Source organism: Cohnella hashimotonis (genome assembly GCF_030014955.1).
In the GTDB taxonomy this organism is placed as follows: domain Bacteria; phylum Bacillota; class Bacilli; order Paenibacillales; family Paenibacillaceae; genus Cohnella; species Cohnella hashimotonis.
The window spans coordinates 3,521,254-3,535,576 of record NZ_JAGRPV010000001.1; the positions used below are offsets into that span (position 1 = coordinate 3,521,254).

Here is a 14,323-nt window from a genome sequence, read left to right on the forward strand (position 1 = left end):
GTACGGATGACGCCCGCCAAACATGCCTTAATAGAGCCAGCCTTGCAGCGCCAAGACAGTGCAGGCAAACGCGATTAAGACAATCAGCAAGCCGTCTCGCGCGTGCCAGCGCAGCCGCTCGGCCTCGCTAGGCGCATCGCGCCTGCCGATCCCGCGGCTCTCGAGCGCCAGCGTTACAGTCTCCCCCATCCGGAACAACGCAAGCATAAACGGCACGGCCGCGCTGCCCAGCCTGCGAATGATCGCCGCAGGTGACCGTCTGGCGTCCTTGCCTCTTGCGACTGCGATTCGGGCAAAGCGGTTCCACTCCGCGAGCAGCTGCGGCACGAACCGCAAGAGCAGCGTAACGGTCAGGACAAGACGCTGCGATCGTCTTCCTGCGCCGCCCTTTCGAGGCAACAGTTGCATGAGCGCGCGGCGCAGGCGAAGCGGCGGAATGGCGGCGGGCAGCGCAATCCCGATCGCGAGCACGAGCCAGGTTTTCGCGAACGAACGAAAAGTGGCCATGCTGTCCGCAGCATGCCACCAGTCGCCGCTCTCGCCGCTGCTGCCCGTCAGACCGGACAGCGCCGTCGACGCGACGGCGAACAGCGCGAACGAGGCAAGCGGGCCTTTGTACTCGCGCAGCGGCAGCCGGGCGAGCCCTGCGATCGCTGCCGTCAGCACGGCGGAAGCCGCCAGTCCGGCCCATCCGCGCGACGCGAACATCGACAGCGACAGCAGCACATACCCGAGCCATATCGCTCTGGGATCGAAACCGGACAACCGGTTGCGCGGGACCACGACCGCTGGACGCTTCCTCGCCTTGATCGGCGCTTGCACTTCGGCACCTTCGGCGTTCAAACGATTCAAGTCCTGTTCCATGCGCGCATCAGACGCCAATGCATCGTCGCCAAGAAGTCCGTTAGATCGATGTCCATGCAATCGATGTCCATTCACTCGGTGCCCATGGGACACGCTGAACGCCGCAATGTCCTTTGTCGTCCATACCCGCTCTTCCGCCAGTCCAAGCAGCCAAGCCTCGCGGGCTGCCTTATACGATTCCGGCGCGCGAAGCCCCGCTTCCGTCCACCATTCGGGATGCGCGAGCAGCGCGTGCCGGCTGCAGTGCCGGAATTCCCCGTCCGCCCCGAGCAGCAGCAGCTCGTCCGCAAACGGCAGCGCCCAGTCGGGATCGTGGGAGACGAGCAAAATACCCCGGCCGCTCAGCCGCTCTTCCGCCAGGCTTTGCGCCAATCTGTCGCATCCGAGGGCATCAAGGCCGGCCGTCGGCTCGTCCAGCAGCAGCCAGGACGCCGGCGTTGCCAGCGCGCAAGCGAGCGCCGTCCTGCGACGCTCGCCGCCGCTCATAGCATACGGATCCCGCTCTAGCCAGGAAGTCCCCCAGCCGACGGACCGAAGCCCATGTTCAAGTCGCGCGCAGCGTTCCGCCGCCTTCAGCTTATAAGGCCTTAGCACATAGTCGAGCTCCGCTTCGACCGATCGGGCGAACAGCTGCTCCTCCGGGGCTTGGCTCGCATAGCTGTAGGTCAACAATCGATGCCGGCGCGCGGACCGTCCGCTGCGTGCAGCCTGCTGTTGACCCGCGGCAAGGAATTCGGCTCGAACGTCCTCGACCTTGCGCAGTCCTGCGGCGATCTCCAGCAGCCGCGTCTTGCCCGAACCGTTCGGGCCGAGCACGACGACTACACGGCCCGGCTCAAGCGTTAGCGCGTCCGCTGCAGGCAGCGCGCCGCCTCCGCCGCCGCGCAGTCGCAAACCCTCAATGCGCAGCGCGGAAGACGAATAGGACGCCGAGCGGTTCGAATCGCCCCGGCCAAGCGTTTGGACGTCTGGCGCTTCGTCTATTCTGGCGCGGCCCGCAGCATTGCGAAGCAGCGCCGATTCACGCGCCAACTCGGCGATATACGGCAGCCTGAGCCCTGCGAGAAGACAAGGCGGTGCAGATTGGCCTTCTTCGGCCTGCGCATGGCCGTGCAAAAATTCGTGCACGCTGCCGTCGTACAACAATCTTCCGGCCGCAAGCGCGATGACGCGGCGCTTCGGATCCGAGGCCAGCTCTTCAATCCGCTGCGTAATCCAGACGATCGACGCGCCTTCGCGCTGTCTCTTCAGCGCCAGCCGCCGCACGAGCGACTGCGAATGCGCGTCGAGCATCGAGGTCGCCTCGTCCAAGACAAGCAAGGGCGCATGACCCGCCGCCGCAGCGGCGACGGCCGCAAGCTGCCTTTGCCCCCCCGACAGCGCGCTCCACGGCAGATCCGCCGCCTCGTTCAGTCCGGCTTCGCCAAGCGCCTCGTCGGCCAGACGCAAAATGTCGGAGCCTTTCGTGCCGAGCCACTCCAGCGCGAAAACGATCTCCTCGCGCGGCGTCGTCCCGAACAGCTGCGCGTCCGGCTGCTGCATCACGTAAGGCGCCGGATCGTCGCCCGCGAACCCGCGGTCCCACAGCGCCGCGCGAAGCTCGCCCTGAACGCCCAGACCCGCGATCCCTCTGCCTATCGTCGATTTACCGCTGCCGTTCGTCCCGACGACATACAGCCATTCGCCCGGCGACAGCGTCAGGTCGACCCGATCGAGCAGCGCCGGCGCATCCGCTGCCGCTTCCTCTCTGAAGACGGACATTCCCTTTATGATGAACTGCGATCCGGCCGAGGACCGCTCCGGGCGCGAATCTACCGTTTCCGCCATCTTTAAATTCCTTCTTCCCAAACCGGTTGTCTCGTGCTAGAATTCCAATTGTTAACCATCAATCCGATTTCAGGTTAACATTCGAGAGGAGAATTGACAATGACTGATTTAAAACGATCTCTTTCGCCTACGAGCGGCGATTCCGAGCGAACAGGCGGCGCGATCGTCGTACGGCCGAACGCCGCGTCCGCATGGATCGGCAAGACCGTATTTACCGCCCTCTTCGCCGCGCTTTTCATCGCTTTCAGCTATGCATCGATTCCGCTCGGCTTCACTTCCGTCCCGATCACCCTGCAGACGCTGGCCGTCATGCTTGCGGGCGGGCTGCTCGGGGCGCGCCTCGGCTTTGCGAGCATCGGGCTTGTCGTCCTGCTCGCCGCCGCAGGACTGCCGCTGCTTCACGGTCGAGGCGGGCTGTCCACGGTATTCGGACCGACCGGCGGCTTCATCTGGATGTTTCCGTTTCAAGCGCTGTTCATCGGCATGACGGCTGACCGGCTGTTTCGCAACGGCCGCAAGACGACGCAGCGTACATACGCCATTCTGATCGTTTCAATCGTCCTGTTCGGCGTAGCGCTCGCCTATGTCGGCGGCGTACCCTGGTACGCGTACAAAGCGCATCTCTCGCTTAACGCGGCGCTGATCGGCGCCTGTTATCCGTACATTCCCGGCGATCTTGTCAAAGCCGCGGTCGCCGTCATCATCATCGCCGCGCTGCGGCCTGCGCTCTCCGGCACGCTCAAGCGACTGTCCGGTCGTTAATCTTCCGCTTTTCCGCTCCATTCTTAAATGCGTCGCCACAGCAAAGATCGCCCCTCCTCCGGCACCGGCCAAGGTAGGGGCGATCTTTGCTTCTTTTGAATGACGGATATCGCGGTCAGATGACCGTCAATCCCCCATATCTGGCCAGCTCCTCGATCAAGCGCTTGTAGATCGGCAGCCTGAATTCCATCGGACCCGTGCGATGAATCCCCCCGCGATGATGCACGACGACCTCTTTTGCGTAAACCGCATAATAGGCGCTCCCCGCCGCAATCGATCCGTAAGCAATCTCGCCGCTGGCCGTGCGGGCCGCTCTCAGCGCCTTGCGATCGAGACGGACACTCTCGCAGGGAACGACGCTCACGATATGCTCGAACAGGATGTAGTAGTTCATATGCGGCTTTTGCACGACCAGCTCCCGCGTCGAAAGCGTCAGCCCGAAGGGGCCTTTCTTATGCGAAATTTTGAGCTCGCCGGTCAAACCTTTGATTTGCAGAAAATCCGAGATCGGAATCACCTTCTTCCCTGGAAATGTACGTCATGGGGCGTGTCTCGTCCAAACGATCGGGCGATAGTCAAAGGTACAGGCAGCGGAGTGCGCGTCGGCATATTCTGAAGGCATGCGGCTGCCGCGAGGGCAGCAAAGTCCTGCATTCGGGAGCGTGAAACGGTGCGATGATCAGCAGCATACTGGACCTTATCGTCAGCGATCTGCCGGATAGAACGGTCCATATGACGTCCGGCTGTGCGTACGGCGAAGAAAATCCCTTGACGGAGATCGGAGACGGTACCGAGATCACGCTCATAAACGGAAATCATTCCGCAAAAGCGGTTGTCCGCTTGCGAAGCGGAGGCGAGTGCTTCCATGGCAGTTTCGAGCTCGGCGCTCCTTTGGCGAGACAGCTTCGGCTGATCGGCAACAAACGGTTCAAACTCGTTTACGATCCCGACCGCAAGTCGATCAAAATCGTCTCATCGCCCGTGTCGGCGGCTTCCGCCTCGATAAGCAGCGATACGAAAGTCGGATCCGGCCGATTGTCGATCGGTTATGCGCTGCTTAGTCAGCTCGGCTTGCCCGACGATAATCGGGATCATACGCTGACGATCAGGCATGGCGGGTCATCCCGGCGATTATCCGTTCGTTCGCCAGCCAATCTGTTCGAAGGCGGTCTGAAGCTGCATCCCGATTCGGTACGCGCGCTCAAGCTTCGAACCGGGACGAACTACAAGCTCAGCTACGATCAACGGGCCAGAGAGCTCGTCTTTATGCGGACGGGCGGTGCGCCCTCCGGCGCCGGACCGGCGAAAAGGATAGCCCACCGTTCGGAAGGCGCGAACCGATCCGGCGGCGCGAATCGCTCAAGCGGCGCAAGCCGGTCGGGCGGCACCGCCGCTTCCCCTCTTCCCGCGTCCGCGAAGGATCGATCGAAGGGCGCCGCCGGCCTCCGCCCCGCCGCGCCGAAGCGCAAGCGCGCACCTAGGCGTCTGCCGGAGCCGTCCGCCGCGACCGTTGACGACCGGCGACCCGCCGATCGCCTCTCGAAGCCGAACCGTCCGACGAAAAGCGCGACGCCGGCGCCGGTTTTTCACTCCGCCAAGGGAAGCGGCTCCGGCAAACAAGTGGCAACAGGTCAAGCCGCCCCGTCCAAGCCGTATATGCCGAAGGGCCGCGCATAATGCCGCGGCCCTTCTTGCCGTGAGCCGAGAAATCCTGCCGGTGCAGGCTCTAGCTACGCAATTCCAACTGGCGAAAATAACGTGCCGCGATCAGTCGATACAAGTCTCCGGCTCTTCGGCCTGAGGCGTCGCGGCTTCGACGTCCAGCTTCTCTGCGACCGTATCGCGGATGATGCTGACGATGGACTGCAGCATATAGTTGACGTCCGTCTGGCTCTGCTGGAACTGCTGCACGACCGGCATGCCGTCGAGCTCGTCCTGGAGCGCCGCGATCTCGCCTTCGATCTTCTCGACCATCGCCGGATTTTTGAACGTCTTCTGGAACGCGACAAGCTCTTTTTGCTTCTTTTTAATCTGGGAGATCAAGACCTGCACTTTGTCGTGGCGCTGAATGAGCCGCTCCGCGTGCTGATACGTCTGCACCTCGTCGGCCGTCGTGATCAGCTGCGCCAGCTCCTTGGCGCGCGCGAGGATGTCGTCGCGCAAGATGAGCTCCCGGTTGTCGAACTCGGGAATGACATAGCCCTCCGGCTGTCCGAGATCGGGTACGCCGTGGCTGCAGCCGTCGTGGCCGTGATGGTGATCGTGCGAATGCTGAGACATGAATTGGGTTCCTCCCGAATGTGTTCTGCCTTTTGCCAGTTTATACGCCGCCGGCCGTTATCGGCCATTCGCGCTCCGGTTCGGCAAGGCCGATGGCTTCTGCCCGGATGAACCAGGTCTGCGGCTGCGTGACGCGCACCTTGGCAAACTGTCCGATCCACGACTTGGGTCCTTCGAAGTGGATCAGCTTGTTGCTGCGCGTACGCCCGGACAGCACGCTGGCGTTGTTCTTGCTCTCGCCTTCGACGAGCACCTCGACGACCTGACCCGCGAGCTCCAGGTTGCTGGCCAGGCTCATCTCGGCGATCACCTCGTTTAGTCTCGCGAGCCTGCGCTGCTTAGCCTCGTACGGCACATTGTCCTCCATCTCGGCGGCCGGTGTGCCGGCGCGCGGCGAGTAGATGAACGTATACGCCATCGAGATGCCGGCCTCGCGAACGACCTCCAGCGTCTCTTCGAACTGTTCCTCGGTCTCGCCGGGGAAGCCGACGATGATATCGCTGGTCAGCACGGCGTTCGGCATCGCGGCGCGGATGCGTCCGACGAGCGACAGGAACTGCTCGCGCGTGTATTTGCGGCTCATTCGCTTGAGCACTTCGCTGCTGCCCGATTGGAACGGCAGATGAATATGCTCCACCAGATTGCCGCCCTTGGCGAGCACCTCGATCAGATGATCGTCGAAGTCCCGCGGATGGCTTGTCGTGAACCGGACGCGCGGGATGTCGATCTTGCGGATATCGTCCATCAGATCGCCGAACCGGTAGTTGCGGTCCGCGAAGTCCTTGCCGTATGCGTTGACATTCTGTCCGAGCAGCGTGATTTCCTTGAAGCCCTGGCGCGCGAGCTCGCGCACTTCGGCGATGACGTCCTCCGGCACCCGGCTGCGCTCCTTGCCTCGCGTGTACGGCACGATGCAGTACGTGCAAAACTTGTCGCAGCCGTACATGATGTTCACCCAGGCGCGGAGACCTTCCCGCTTCTTCGGCAGATTCTCGATGATGTCGCCTTCCTTGGACCAGACCTCGACGACCATCTCCTTGCCGTAATGCGCTTCCTTCAGCAGTTCGGGCAGACGATGAATGTTGTGGGTGCCGAAAATGAGATCGACATGCGGATGCTTCTCCAGAATCCGGTTGACCACCGACACCTCCTGGGACATGCAACCGCATACGCCGAGCACCAGCTCGGGCTTCTGCAGCTTGAGCCGCTTGAGATGGCCGAGCTCGCCGAACACCTTGTCCTCCGCGTTTTCGCGGACCGCGCAGGTGTTGATCAAAATAACGTCCGCCTGCTGCTTGTCTTCGGTGGCGGTATATCCCATTTCCTCGAACAATCCGCGCATAATCTCCGTGTCATGCTCGTTCATCTGGCAGCCGTAAGTGAAAATGCAGTAATACCGGCCTGTGCCGAACGTCTTCATATCCTCGGCGATGCCCGTATCGTAGTGGACCCGAATCTCTTCCTTGCCGCGCTTCTTGCCTTCCCGAAGATCGGGAGGCGAAGAGATCTGTACGTTGCGTCCGTTGATGCGATATGTCGTCTTTCCTTCCTCCTGGGCGATGACCTTGGCGCCCGAGAAGTCGAAGTATTTGGCATAGTCTTTAGCCGGACCGGCGGCTTGCCGTCCTTGGCCTTCCTTCGTCATGCGAAGAGATACCTCCTGTCGTCCGCCCTGATAGCGATGGGACCATTCGATTCTCCATTATAGCATAGCAATGTATGGCGCCCAAGCCTATTTCCGTCCGCCAAAACGCGCTTTGCCGCGTATGCGCGAAAAACCCGGCAGCGGTGGCTGCCGGGTCGCTCGACTTCACGTCTATTTGCGCAAATTGCGCGTATCTATCATTCGATTTTGCCTGTCGGGATGACTGTTGATGCCTACCGGCCGCTGCTCCTTGACCGCTTCAAAGTTCGCCTTCGCCCTGTCCGCGTGAGCCTGCCATTGCTTGCCTTCTTCCTGCACGTCGATACCCTGCCTGTCCAACCTGCCGTTGTTCGTCATGCGTTTCCCACCTCCGGGTTGAATAAGGACATGGAATCTTTACCCGAGAAAGCGCAATCTTAAGCAGGACGAAGGCTTTTTTTCCTAAAGTAACGTCCGGTCAACGACGTCGCCAGCCAAAAACGCGTACATGGACGAGTGCCTTCGTCCCCCATTTCGACAGCACGTACAAGACGATAAACAGAAGAATCAAAGGCTTGAACAAAATCCATGCGGCTATCCAGGCCACCCAAATTTGCCAGGGCTTCATTCTGCGGACGTATTTGCCTGGCACCGCGAATATACGAAATAACGGATGGGCAAGCTGCAGCGCCTCCAGGTATTCGTCCTGAAATTGCTTTTCATCCGGATTAAGCCGGATCGCGCTTTTCATGTACGTCTCGTCAAGCTTGAAGTCTCCGCGCCTGCGGGCTGCCCAGGCCAGATGCAGCAAGACGTGGGGCGTCTCGGCATCGAGCCGGATCGCCTGCTCGTCGAGCCTCGCCGACGCTTTAAAGTCGCCGAGCAGAGCCTCGACATAGCTGAGCAGCGCGAGGTACACGGCATTGTGGGGCTGAATCTCCAGCGCGTGCAGCAGCTCCGATTTGGCGTTCTGGAATTGACCTTTTTTATTATAGTAATTGGCATTCAAGTAATAATAGAAGGACTCGTAAGGATCCAGCCGCAGCGCTTCGGTCAGCGCCTCCTGAAACGACTGGAGCCGGCCGCTCTCGTAATAGGCGGTCACGCGGACGAACCAGGCCAACAGATGCTCCGGATCGCGACGCAGCGCCTCCTGCGCCCAATGCAGCGCTTCTTCGTACCGGTCCGTGTACAGATAAATGCGCCCGGCAAGCGCCATCGCATCCGGGTCCTCCGGATCGAGCGCCAGAAGACGCTGCGTCTCCTCCAGCGCTTCCTTATACCGGTTCCATTCGATTAGTTGCTCGGCCGCCCGATAGGACGCCTGCCAAGCCGACTCTTCCAACCGTGCCGCCTCCCCGCCTGCAGCGCCTGCCTATTTGATGCCGTGCTTTTTCGCGTAATCGAGCACGATCCGGTAATCCCCGTTGGCGTCGCTGAACGTCGCGTAATTTTTGGCCGTCGAAAACCATTCCAGCGTCGTCGCCTTGCGCGTCTTGGCCGAACGCCGCAGATCGTCGTTCGTAATCGGCTCGATCCTTCCCGAGCCGAGCATGCGCTCCATGGCCGATTCGACCGCATCCTTGACGACCTGCTCGAGATCCGCGCCGGAGAACAGCTTCGTCTCCGCCGCGATCTTCGACAGCTGGAGCCCCTCCGCGGGTTTGCCGGACAGCTTGAGTTCGAGTATCCGCTCCCGTTCGGCCTCCTCGGGCGGAGGCACGAATACGAGATGGTTGAACCGTCCCGGCCGCCGCAGCGCCGAATCGAGATACCAGGGCGTATTGGTCGCGCCGATGACGAATACGTTTTCGTTTTCCGCCTGCAGACCGTCCAGCTCGAGCAGCAGCTGGTTGACCAGCATGCGGTCGTGGTGCTGTCTCATCTGGTGCCGGCTGCCGCCCATGGCGTCCAGCTCGTCGATAAAAATAACGCAAGGCTTGCTCTGCCGGGCTTTGTCGAAGATATCGTGCAAATTGTGCTCGCTCTGGCCCGCGTACATGGACAAAATGGCCTGAAGCTCGATGTGCATGAAATTCGCCTCGATCTCGCCTGCCACGGCTCTGGCGAGGAACGTCTTGCCGCAGCCCGGCGGGCCGAACAGCAGCAGGCTGCCGCCCGCTTCCTTGCCGTATGCCGCGAATAGTTCGGGCTGCTGCAGCGGCAATATGAAATTCATGCGGATTTTCTTTTTGACGTCTTCCAGACCGCCGACGTCGGCGAACGTTTCCTTGGGCTTATCCGATTCGACGAGCGATTGATCGTCCTTGCTGAATTGAATGAGCTTCAGGTTTTTCCTTCTTTGCTCCGCAATCTCGTCCCTGTCGGACATTTTCGTTACCACCTCGGCTTCTATGATATGGAATATACACAGTTTACCATATCTATGAAAAGTCTATGGCGCCGAATGTGCAAAAGGAAATGCAAAAAAAGCGCGCCCTCCGCTGCTTTCTCGGAAAAACGCGCTGCTGAGGCCTTCTCTTCTATTCAAGCAGCTCTGCAAAATCGCCCGTCGCAGCGCCCGAAGCGTTGCCTTCGTCGGTATCGATATGCATATCCAGCGAAAACGAGGGCGAAACGCGCGCAATGACGTTCTCGAACACGAGACCGCGCTCTCCGCCGACCCGCACCTTGAGCAGCTGCTTGTCCGCGACGCCCAGCCGCTCCGCGTCGGACGTATGGAAGTGAATATGCCGGGCGGCGACGATGACGCCTTCGTCCACCGTCAATTCCCCGGCCGGGCCGACGATCCGGATGCCCGGCGTTCCGTCGATGTGGCCGGATTCGCGCACGGGCGGCTTCAGCCCGAGCGAAAATGCGTCCGTGCGGGAAACTTCCAGCTGCGTGGCTTTGCGGACCGGACCGAGAATACGAACCTTGGGAAAGGAGCCCTTCGGACCGTGGACCGCGACCGTCTCGTTCGCTGCGAATTGACCCGGCTGCGACAGCGGCTTCATCTCGGTCAGCTCTGCGCCTTCGCCGAACAGGATCCGGACGTGCTCCTGCGTCAAATGAATGTGTCTGGCGGACACGCCGAGCGGTATTTTTCTGTCTTCGTTCATCGTCAAGACCTGCCTTTCGCGAGCGGCTTTTGTTTATTGAACATGTACACGATGTCATTATAACGCAAACATCGGCCCGTTACGCGAGGAGCGGACACAAGTTCACGAACCGTCCACGCGCTTGTCATACATCCGCCTTAAATTTCCTTATTCTGCTTTGAGCCAACGTTCCGTCTGCACGATCCAGGCGCCTTCATCATCCGCCAGCAGCGTTTTCCACCCGAGCGCGGAACCTTGCGGCAGATTGTTTTTCGTATCGTCGACATATAAAATGTCCGCGAAGTCCGCAAGACGCGCGTCCATACGGCCGTAAATCTCCGGCTCCGGCTTGCGGCAACCGACCTCCGCCGAGACGATCACATGATCCGCCAACGGATATATGCGCTCGAGCACCGGCGCGATCCATTCGGTCCGGTGATTGCTCAGAATGTTCAGACTCGCCCGGTCGCGCCATTCGGCCAGCCGTTCCAGCGCGGGCATCGGACGAATTTCCGAGACCAGCCTCTCCCTGGCGTCAGCCGCGCCGATCGTCTGGAAGCGCTCGGACAATCGTTCCCAAAATTCCGTCTCAGTTATTGCGCCCGTCCATAAATCCGCTCTAACGTCTTTGCGGAATTGCATCAAAGCTTCATATGACACGTCGTAATCGTACGAGAGGGCTTCCCAAAATTGCGGGGTATAATTGGTGGCTAGCACGCCGCCGACATCGAGCACTAACGCTTTCTTTTTCGTCATCTCAATCATTTCTCTCCATCCGTCGTCTACGAAACTATATCACCGGTTGCGGGTGCCGGCATCCCGAAAGCGAGCTGCCTGTGCTCGATTTGGCGCAACCCTTACTTCAACGTGATTTTTTTCGTCCAGCTCTTTTCGTTTCCTTTGTCGTCCTTGAACAAGAAGCTGACCTCGCCCTCCTGCCCCTTCAGCTCGTCGGGGTAGAAGAAGCCCATGAACTGTCCGTCGCCGCTGATGTAAAATCCGTCTTCCCCGTTGCCGCCGTGCGCGATCGCGTCCGCGAGCGTGTTGACGATCTTTGTATCGCCGGAAGTCCAGCTCATCTCGGATAGCGCATACCCGGTCGGCACCTGCTTGACGACGAAGTCGAAGCTGTTGCCTTCGATCGGCTTCTCCGTCTGATCGACGACAATAAGGATCTTCTGGTCCGCCGGCTCCCCGGACGCCGCCGCTCCCGATCCCGCGGCGGAAGAAGCCGGAGAGGATGCCGGAGCATCCGTCGATTCTCCTGCGGAAGGCGACGCAGGCGCCGTTGCGGGCAGCGATGAGGACGCGGAAGGCAAAGGCGTCGCTTGCGCGGCTGTTGAAGAAGCGCCGGCCGATGCCTGCGCATCCGTATTCGTTTTTTCCCCGCAAGCACTTGTCATGAGCAGCGCCGCAATCGCGGCAGCATACATCCATTTTTTATGGTTCATCATCAGAATCTCCTCCGGTTTCGTTTAACGTAAAGTAGAAAGCCACGCCTCTCGCCGTATTGCGAACCCCGAACTCGCTTCCGTGGAGCGTCAGAATATGCTTTACGATGGCGAGGCCCAAGCCCGTACCGCCGGTTTTGCGGTCTCTTGACCGCTCAGCCCGGTAAAATTGCTTCCAGATCCGGTCCAAATCGGCTTCGGCGATCGGCGGACCTTCGTTTTCGATGGTCGTACGTACTTTGCCCTGAGCCGGCCGCGTCACTTCAATCGCGAGCGTGCCGCCTTCGGCGGCATGCCGAATCGCGTTGCTGAGTAAATTCATAAGCACCTGCTCGAGTCGCTTTGGGTCCGCTTCCACTTGCCATTCCTCGTCCGCGTTCGTTGTAAGACGCAGACCCTTCTCTTCGATCTGACCGGAGAACGACCCCAGCGCTTTTCGAATCGATGCCGTCAAGGAGATCGCTTCCGGCTGCAATCGAACGGCGCTCACCTCGAAGCGGGACAGCTCGAGCATATCTATGATGAGCGCGTTCATACGATCCGTCTCCGTCACGATCAAGGACAGGTAACGCTCCCGTTTGTCGGCGGCTACTTCGTCCTGAAGCCCCTCGGCGAAGCCCTTCACGATGCCGAGCGGCGTCTTGAGCTCATGGGAAATGTTCGCGACCAGTTCCTTGCGCAGCCGCTCGGAACGCTCCTTCTCTTCGACATCCTGCTTCAGCTGCGCGTTCGCTTGTCTCAGCTCCGCGAGCGCGGCCTTCAAATTCCGGGACATCGCGGTCATGCGGCGCGACAGCTCGCCGAATTCATCGTTTGACCGGATCTCCTCATGCCCGTCGAATTCGAGCTCGGAAAGCCGCGTCGCCGATCGGGTCAGCCGAACGAGCGGACGCGAGACCATTCTTGAATAAATCCATGACAACAGAAGTCCCAAGACCAATACGACCGGCGCTAAAAAGACGATATACCGCTTTAGCATGTCTACGGCTTCTCCTACCGGTTGAAGGGACGTCATGGCAAACAAATATCGGGCATCCCCGCGCCCCGGCGCGAACGGTTGCAGTATGGCCGCATAGCGGACCCCGCTCCATGGATCGGTCCATTCCGTCCGCACGGTTCCTCTGTCCATCGTCCGGATCGAAGCTTGCTTTTCGTCGGTCAGCCAGGCCGAGAGCGCCTCTTTCATTTGCAAATCCTGATAAAACGGATTGTACGAACGGTGCTCCGGCACCAGGAGTTCCGCGATCGTCCCGCTTACTCGTACGAGCCCCTCCTCAAGCGCGCGCTCCCCTTGTCCGATGGCGATCGGCTGTATGATCGTATCTTCCTCGTCCATATAAATGCCGTCGACCGTCAGCCGATCCCCGACCTTCAGACCTGGCGGGAGGGCGTCGGCCGTCATCCCTTCGCTTGCGAGCGGCACGGTGACCGTCTTGCCGTCCGCGCGCAGCTCGATAAAGTAGGGATTGACGGCCAAGGGCTCGAACCGGTCATTCAGCATCGCGAGGCTCGCATCGTTACGGTTCATGAATTCGCCAAGAACCCGAGACCCGCTGCCCGCTTTCGTCTGCTCGGCCTGCCGGTACGCATCGCCGAACGCCGTCATGCTTCGTTCGATCGCATGATCTTTGGATGCGCGATAAAATCGTTCGAAGAACAGGCCTTCGGCCAGGAGCAAGAGCACGAATACGAGGAGGACGAGAGCCGCGGTCACCGCGAACAGCTTAACGACGACGCTTCGCCTTTTCATGGCGCCCTCTCGAATTTGTACCCGGTACGGACGACCGTGGAGATCAGCCTGCCTTCTGGACCGAGCTTGGCGCGCAGCTTTTTGATATGCGTATCCACCGTTCGCGGATCGCCGTCGTATTCGTAGCCCCACACCGAGTCCAATATATAGTCGCGGGCCAGCACCTTGCCTTCGTTCTTTGCGAGAAAAACAAGCAATTCGAACGCCTTCGGCGACAGTTGGAGCGGCATCCCGGACACGGCGGCGGCATGCGCCTGCCTGTCGATCGTCAGATCGCCGAAGACGAGCAATTCGCCGTCGCGCCCGACCGTCCCTTCGGTCCGGCGCATGAGCGCCGCGGCCCGAGCAACCAGTACGCGCGGACTTAGAGGCTTCGTCACGTATTCGTCGGCGCCGAGCTCATAGCCCAGAATCTGATCGTCGTCCTCCGCTCGCGCCGTGATGATGATGACCGGCACGTCCGACTTTTCCCGGATGCGCCGGCAAGCCGTCCAGCCGTCCATCTCCGGCATCATGAGATCGAGCACGACCAGGTCGACGGCGTTCTGCTCGAACAGGTCCAGCGCCGTTCGCCCGTTATCCGCTTCGAGCACGTCCCAACCTTCCCTGACAAAATAATCCGTTATAAACTCTCGCATCAGCGCGTCGTCTTCCGCCAGCACAATCGTCCGCTTCACTGCCTCGCCCCCGTCTGTTGCCCGACTATCCGGTACGTCTATAACTT

At 60.4% G+C, this 14,323-nt stretch carries 14 protein-coding genes; 2 read left to right on the forward strand and 12 right to left on the reverse strand.

Annotation, left to right across the window (positions count from 1 at the left end):
- Window positions 1–27 precede the first annotated feature (27 nt).
- A complete protein-coding gene (locus KB449_RS14155) occupies window positions 28–2,691 on the reverse strand; it encodes an ATP-binding cassette domain-containing protein (protein ID WP_282909000.1) in 2,664 nt (887 codons plus the stop codon).
- A 99-nt stretch (window positions 2,692–2,790) separates the two neighbouring features.
- Between KB449_RS14155 and KB449_RS14160 the strand changes: the two genes are divergently transcribed.
- The gene (locus KB449_RS14160; protein WP_282909001.1) at window positions 2,791–3,453 is read left to right on the forward strand and encodes a biotin transporter BioY; all 663 of its coding nucleotides are present in this window, start codon (window positions 2,791–2,793) and stop codon (window positions 3,451–3,453) included.
- 115 nt (window positions 3,454–3,568) lie between these two features.
- On the opposite strand, the gene KB449_RS14165 is transcribed toward KB449_RS14160, so the two are convergent.
- Window positions 3,569–3,970 carry a hypothetical protein gene (locus tag KB449_RS14165; protein WP_282909002.1) on the reverse strand — a complete coding sequence of 134 codons (402 nt, stop codon included), beginning with the start codon at window positions 3,968–3,970 and terminating at the stop codon, window positions 3,569–3,571.
- Window positions 3,971–4,128: 158 nt separating this feature from the next.
- Between KB449_RS14165 and KB449_RS14170 the strand changes: the two genes are divergently transcribed.
- Window positions 4,129–5,130 carry a hypothetical protein gene (locus KB449_RS14170; RefSeq protein ID WP_282909003.1) on the forward strand — a complete coding sequence of 334 codons (1,002 nt, stop codon included), beginning with the start codon at window positions 4,129–4,131 and terminating at the stop codon, window positions 5,128–5,130.
- A 90-nt stretch (window positions 5,131–5,220) separates the two neighbouring features.
- Here the strand turns inward: KB449_RS14170 and KB449_RS14175 are convergent, their stop codons facing one another.
- The 10 genes from KB449_RS14175 to KB449_RS14220 form a co-directional block, all read right to left on the reverse strand.
- Window positions 5,221–5,733 carry a YlbF/YmcA family competence regulator gene (locus KB449_RS14175; protein ID WP_282909004.1) on the reverse strand — a complete coding sequence of 171 codons (513 nt, stop codon included), beginning with the start codon at window positions 5,731–5,733 and terminating at the stop codon, window positions 5,221–5,223.
- A 40-nt stretch (window positions 5,734–5,773) separates the two neighbouring features.
- Complete coding sequence (gene miaB, locus KB449_RS14180) at window positions 5,774–7,378, reverse strand: tRNA (N6-isopentenyl adenosine(37)-C2)-methylthiotransferase MiaB (protein WP_282909005.1); 1,605 nt, start codon at window positions 7,376–7,378, stop codon at window positions 5,774–5,776.
- Between the two features lie 171 nt (window positions 7,379–7,549).
- A complete protein-coding gene (locus KB449_RS14185; RefSeq protein WP_282909006.1) occupies window positions 7,550–7,735 on the reverse strand; it encodes a hypothetical protein in 186 nt (61 codons plus the stop codon).
- A 100-nt stretch (window positions 7,736–7,835) separates the two neighbouring features.
- Window positions 7,836–8,702, reverse strand: coding sequence for a tetratricopeptide repeat protein (locus tag KB449_RS14190; RefSeq protein ID WP_282909007.1), 867 nt, complete (start codon window positions 8,700–8,702; stop codon window positions 7,836–7,838).
- Between the two features lie 30 nt (window positions 8,703–8,732).
- Window positions 8,733–9,689 (reverse strand): ATP-binding protein, encoded by a 957-nt coding sequence (locus KB449_RS14195; protein ID WP_282909008.1) that lies wholly within the window; start codon window positions 9,687–9,689, stop codon window positions 8,733–8,735.
- 151 nt (window positions 9,690–9,840) lie between these two features.
- Window positions 9,841–10,419, reverse strand: a complete 579-nt coding sequence (pduL, locus tag KB449_RS14200) for a phosphate propanoyltransferase (protein WP_282909009.1) — start codon at window positions 10,417–10,419, stop codon at window positions 9,841–9,843.
- Between the two features lie 147 nt (window positions 10,420–10,566).
- A complete protein-coding gene (locus tag KB449_RS14205; protein ID WP_282909010.1) occupies window positions 10,567–11,154 on the reverse strand; it encodes an HAD-IA family hydrolase in 588 nt (195 codons plus the stop codon).
- A 101-nt stretch (window positions 11,155–11,255) separates the two neighbouring features.
- Window positions 11,256–11,849, reverse strand: coding sequence for a hypothetical protein (locus tag KB449_RS14210; RefSeq protein WP_282909011.1), 594 nt, complete (start codon window positions 11,847–11,849; stop codon window positions 11,256–11,258).
- A complete protein-coding gene (locus KB449_RS14215) occupies window positions 11,839–13,599 on the reverse strand; it encodes a sensor histidine kinase (RefSeq protein ID WP_282909012.1) in 1,761 nt (586 codons plus the stop codon). Before KB449_RS14215 ends, KB449_RS14210 begins: the two co-directional genes overlap by 11 nt.
- On the reverse strand, window positions 13,596–14,276 hold the full coding sequence (locus tag KB449_RS14220; protein ID WP_282909013.1) for a response regulator transcription factor: 681 nt from the start codon (window positions 14,274–14,276) through the stop codon (window positions 13,596–13,598). The genes KB449_RS14215 and KB449_RS14220 overlap by 4 nt, the downstream gene beginning before the upstream one ends.
- Window positions 14,277–14,323: the final 47 nt, after the last annotated feature.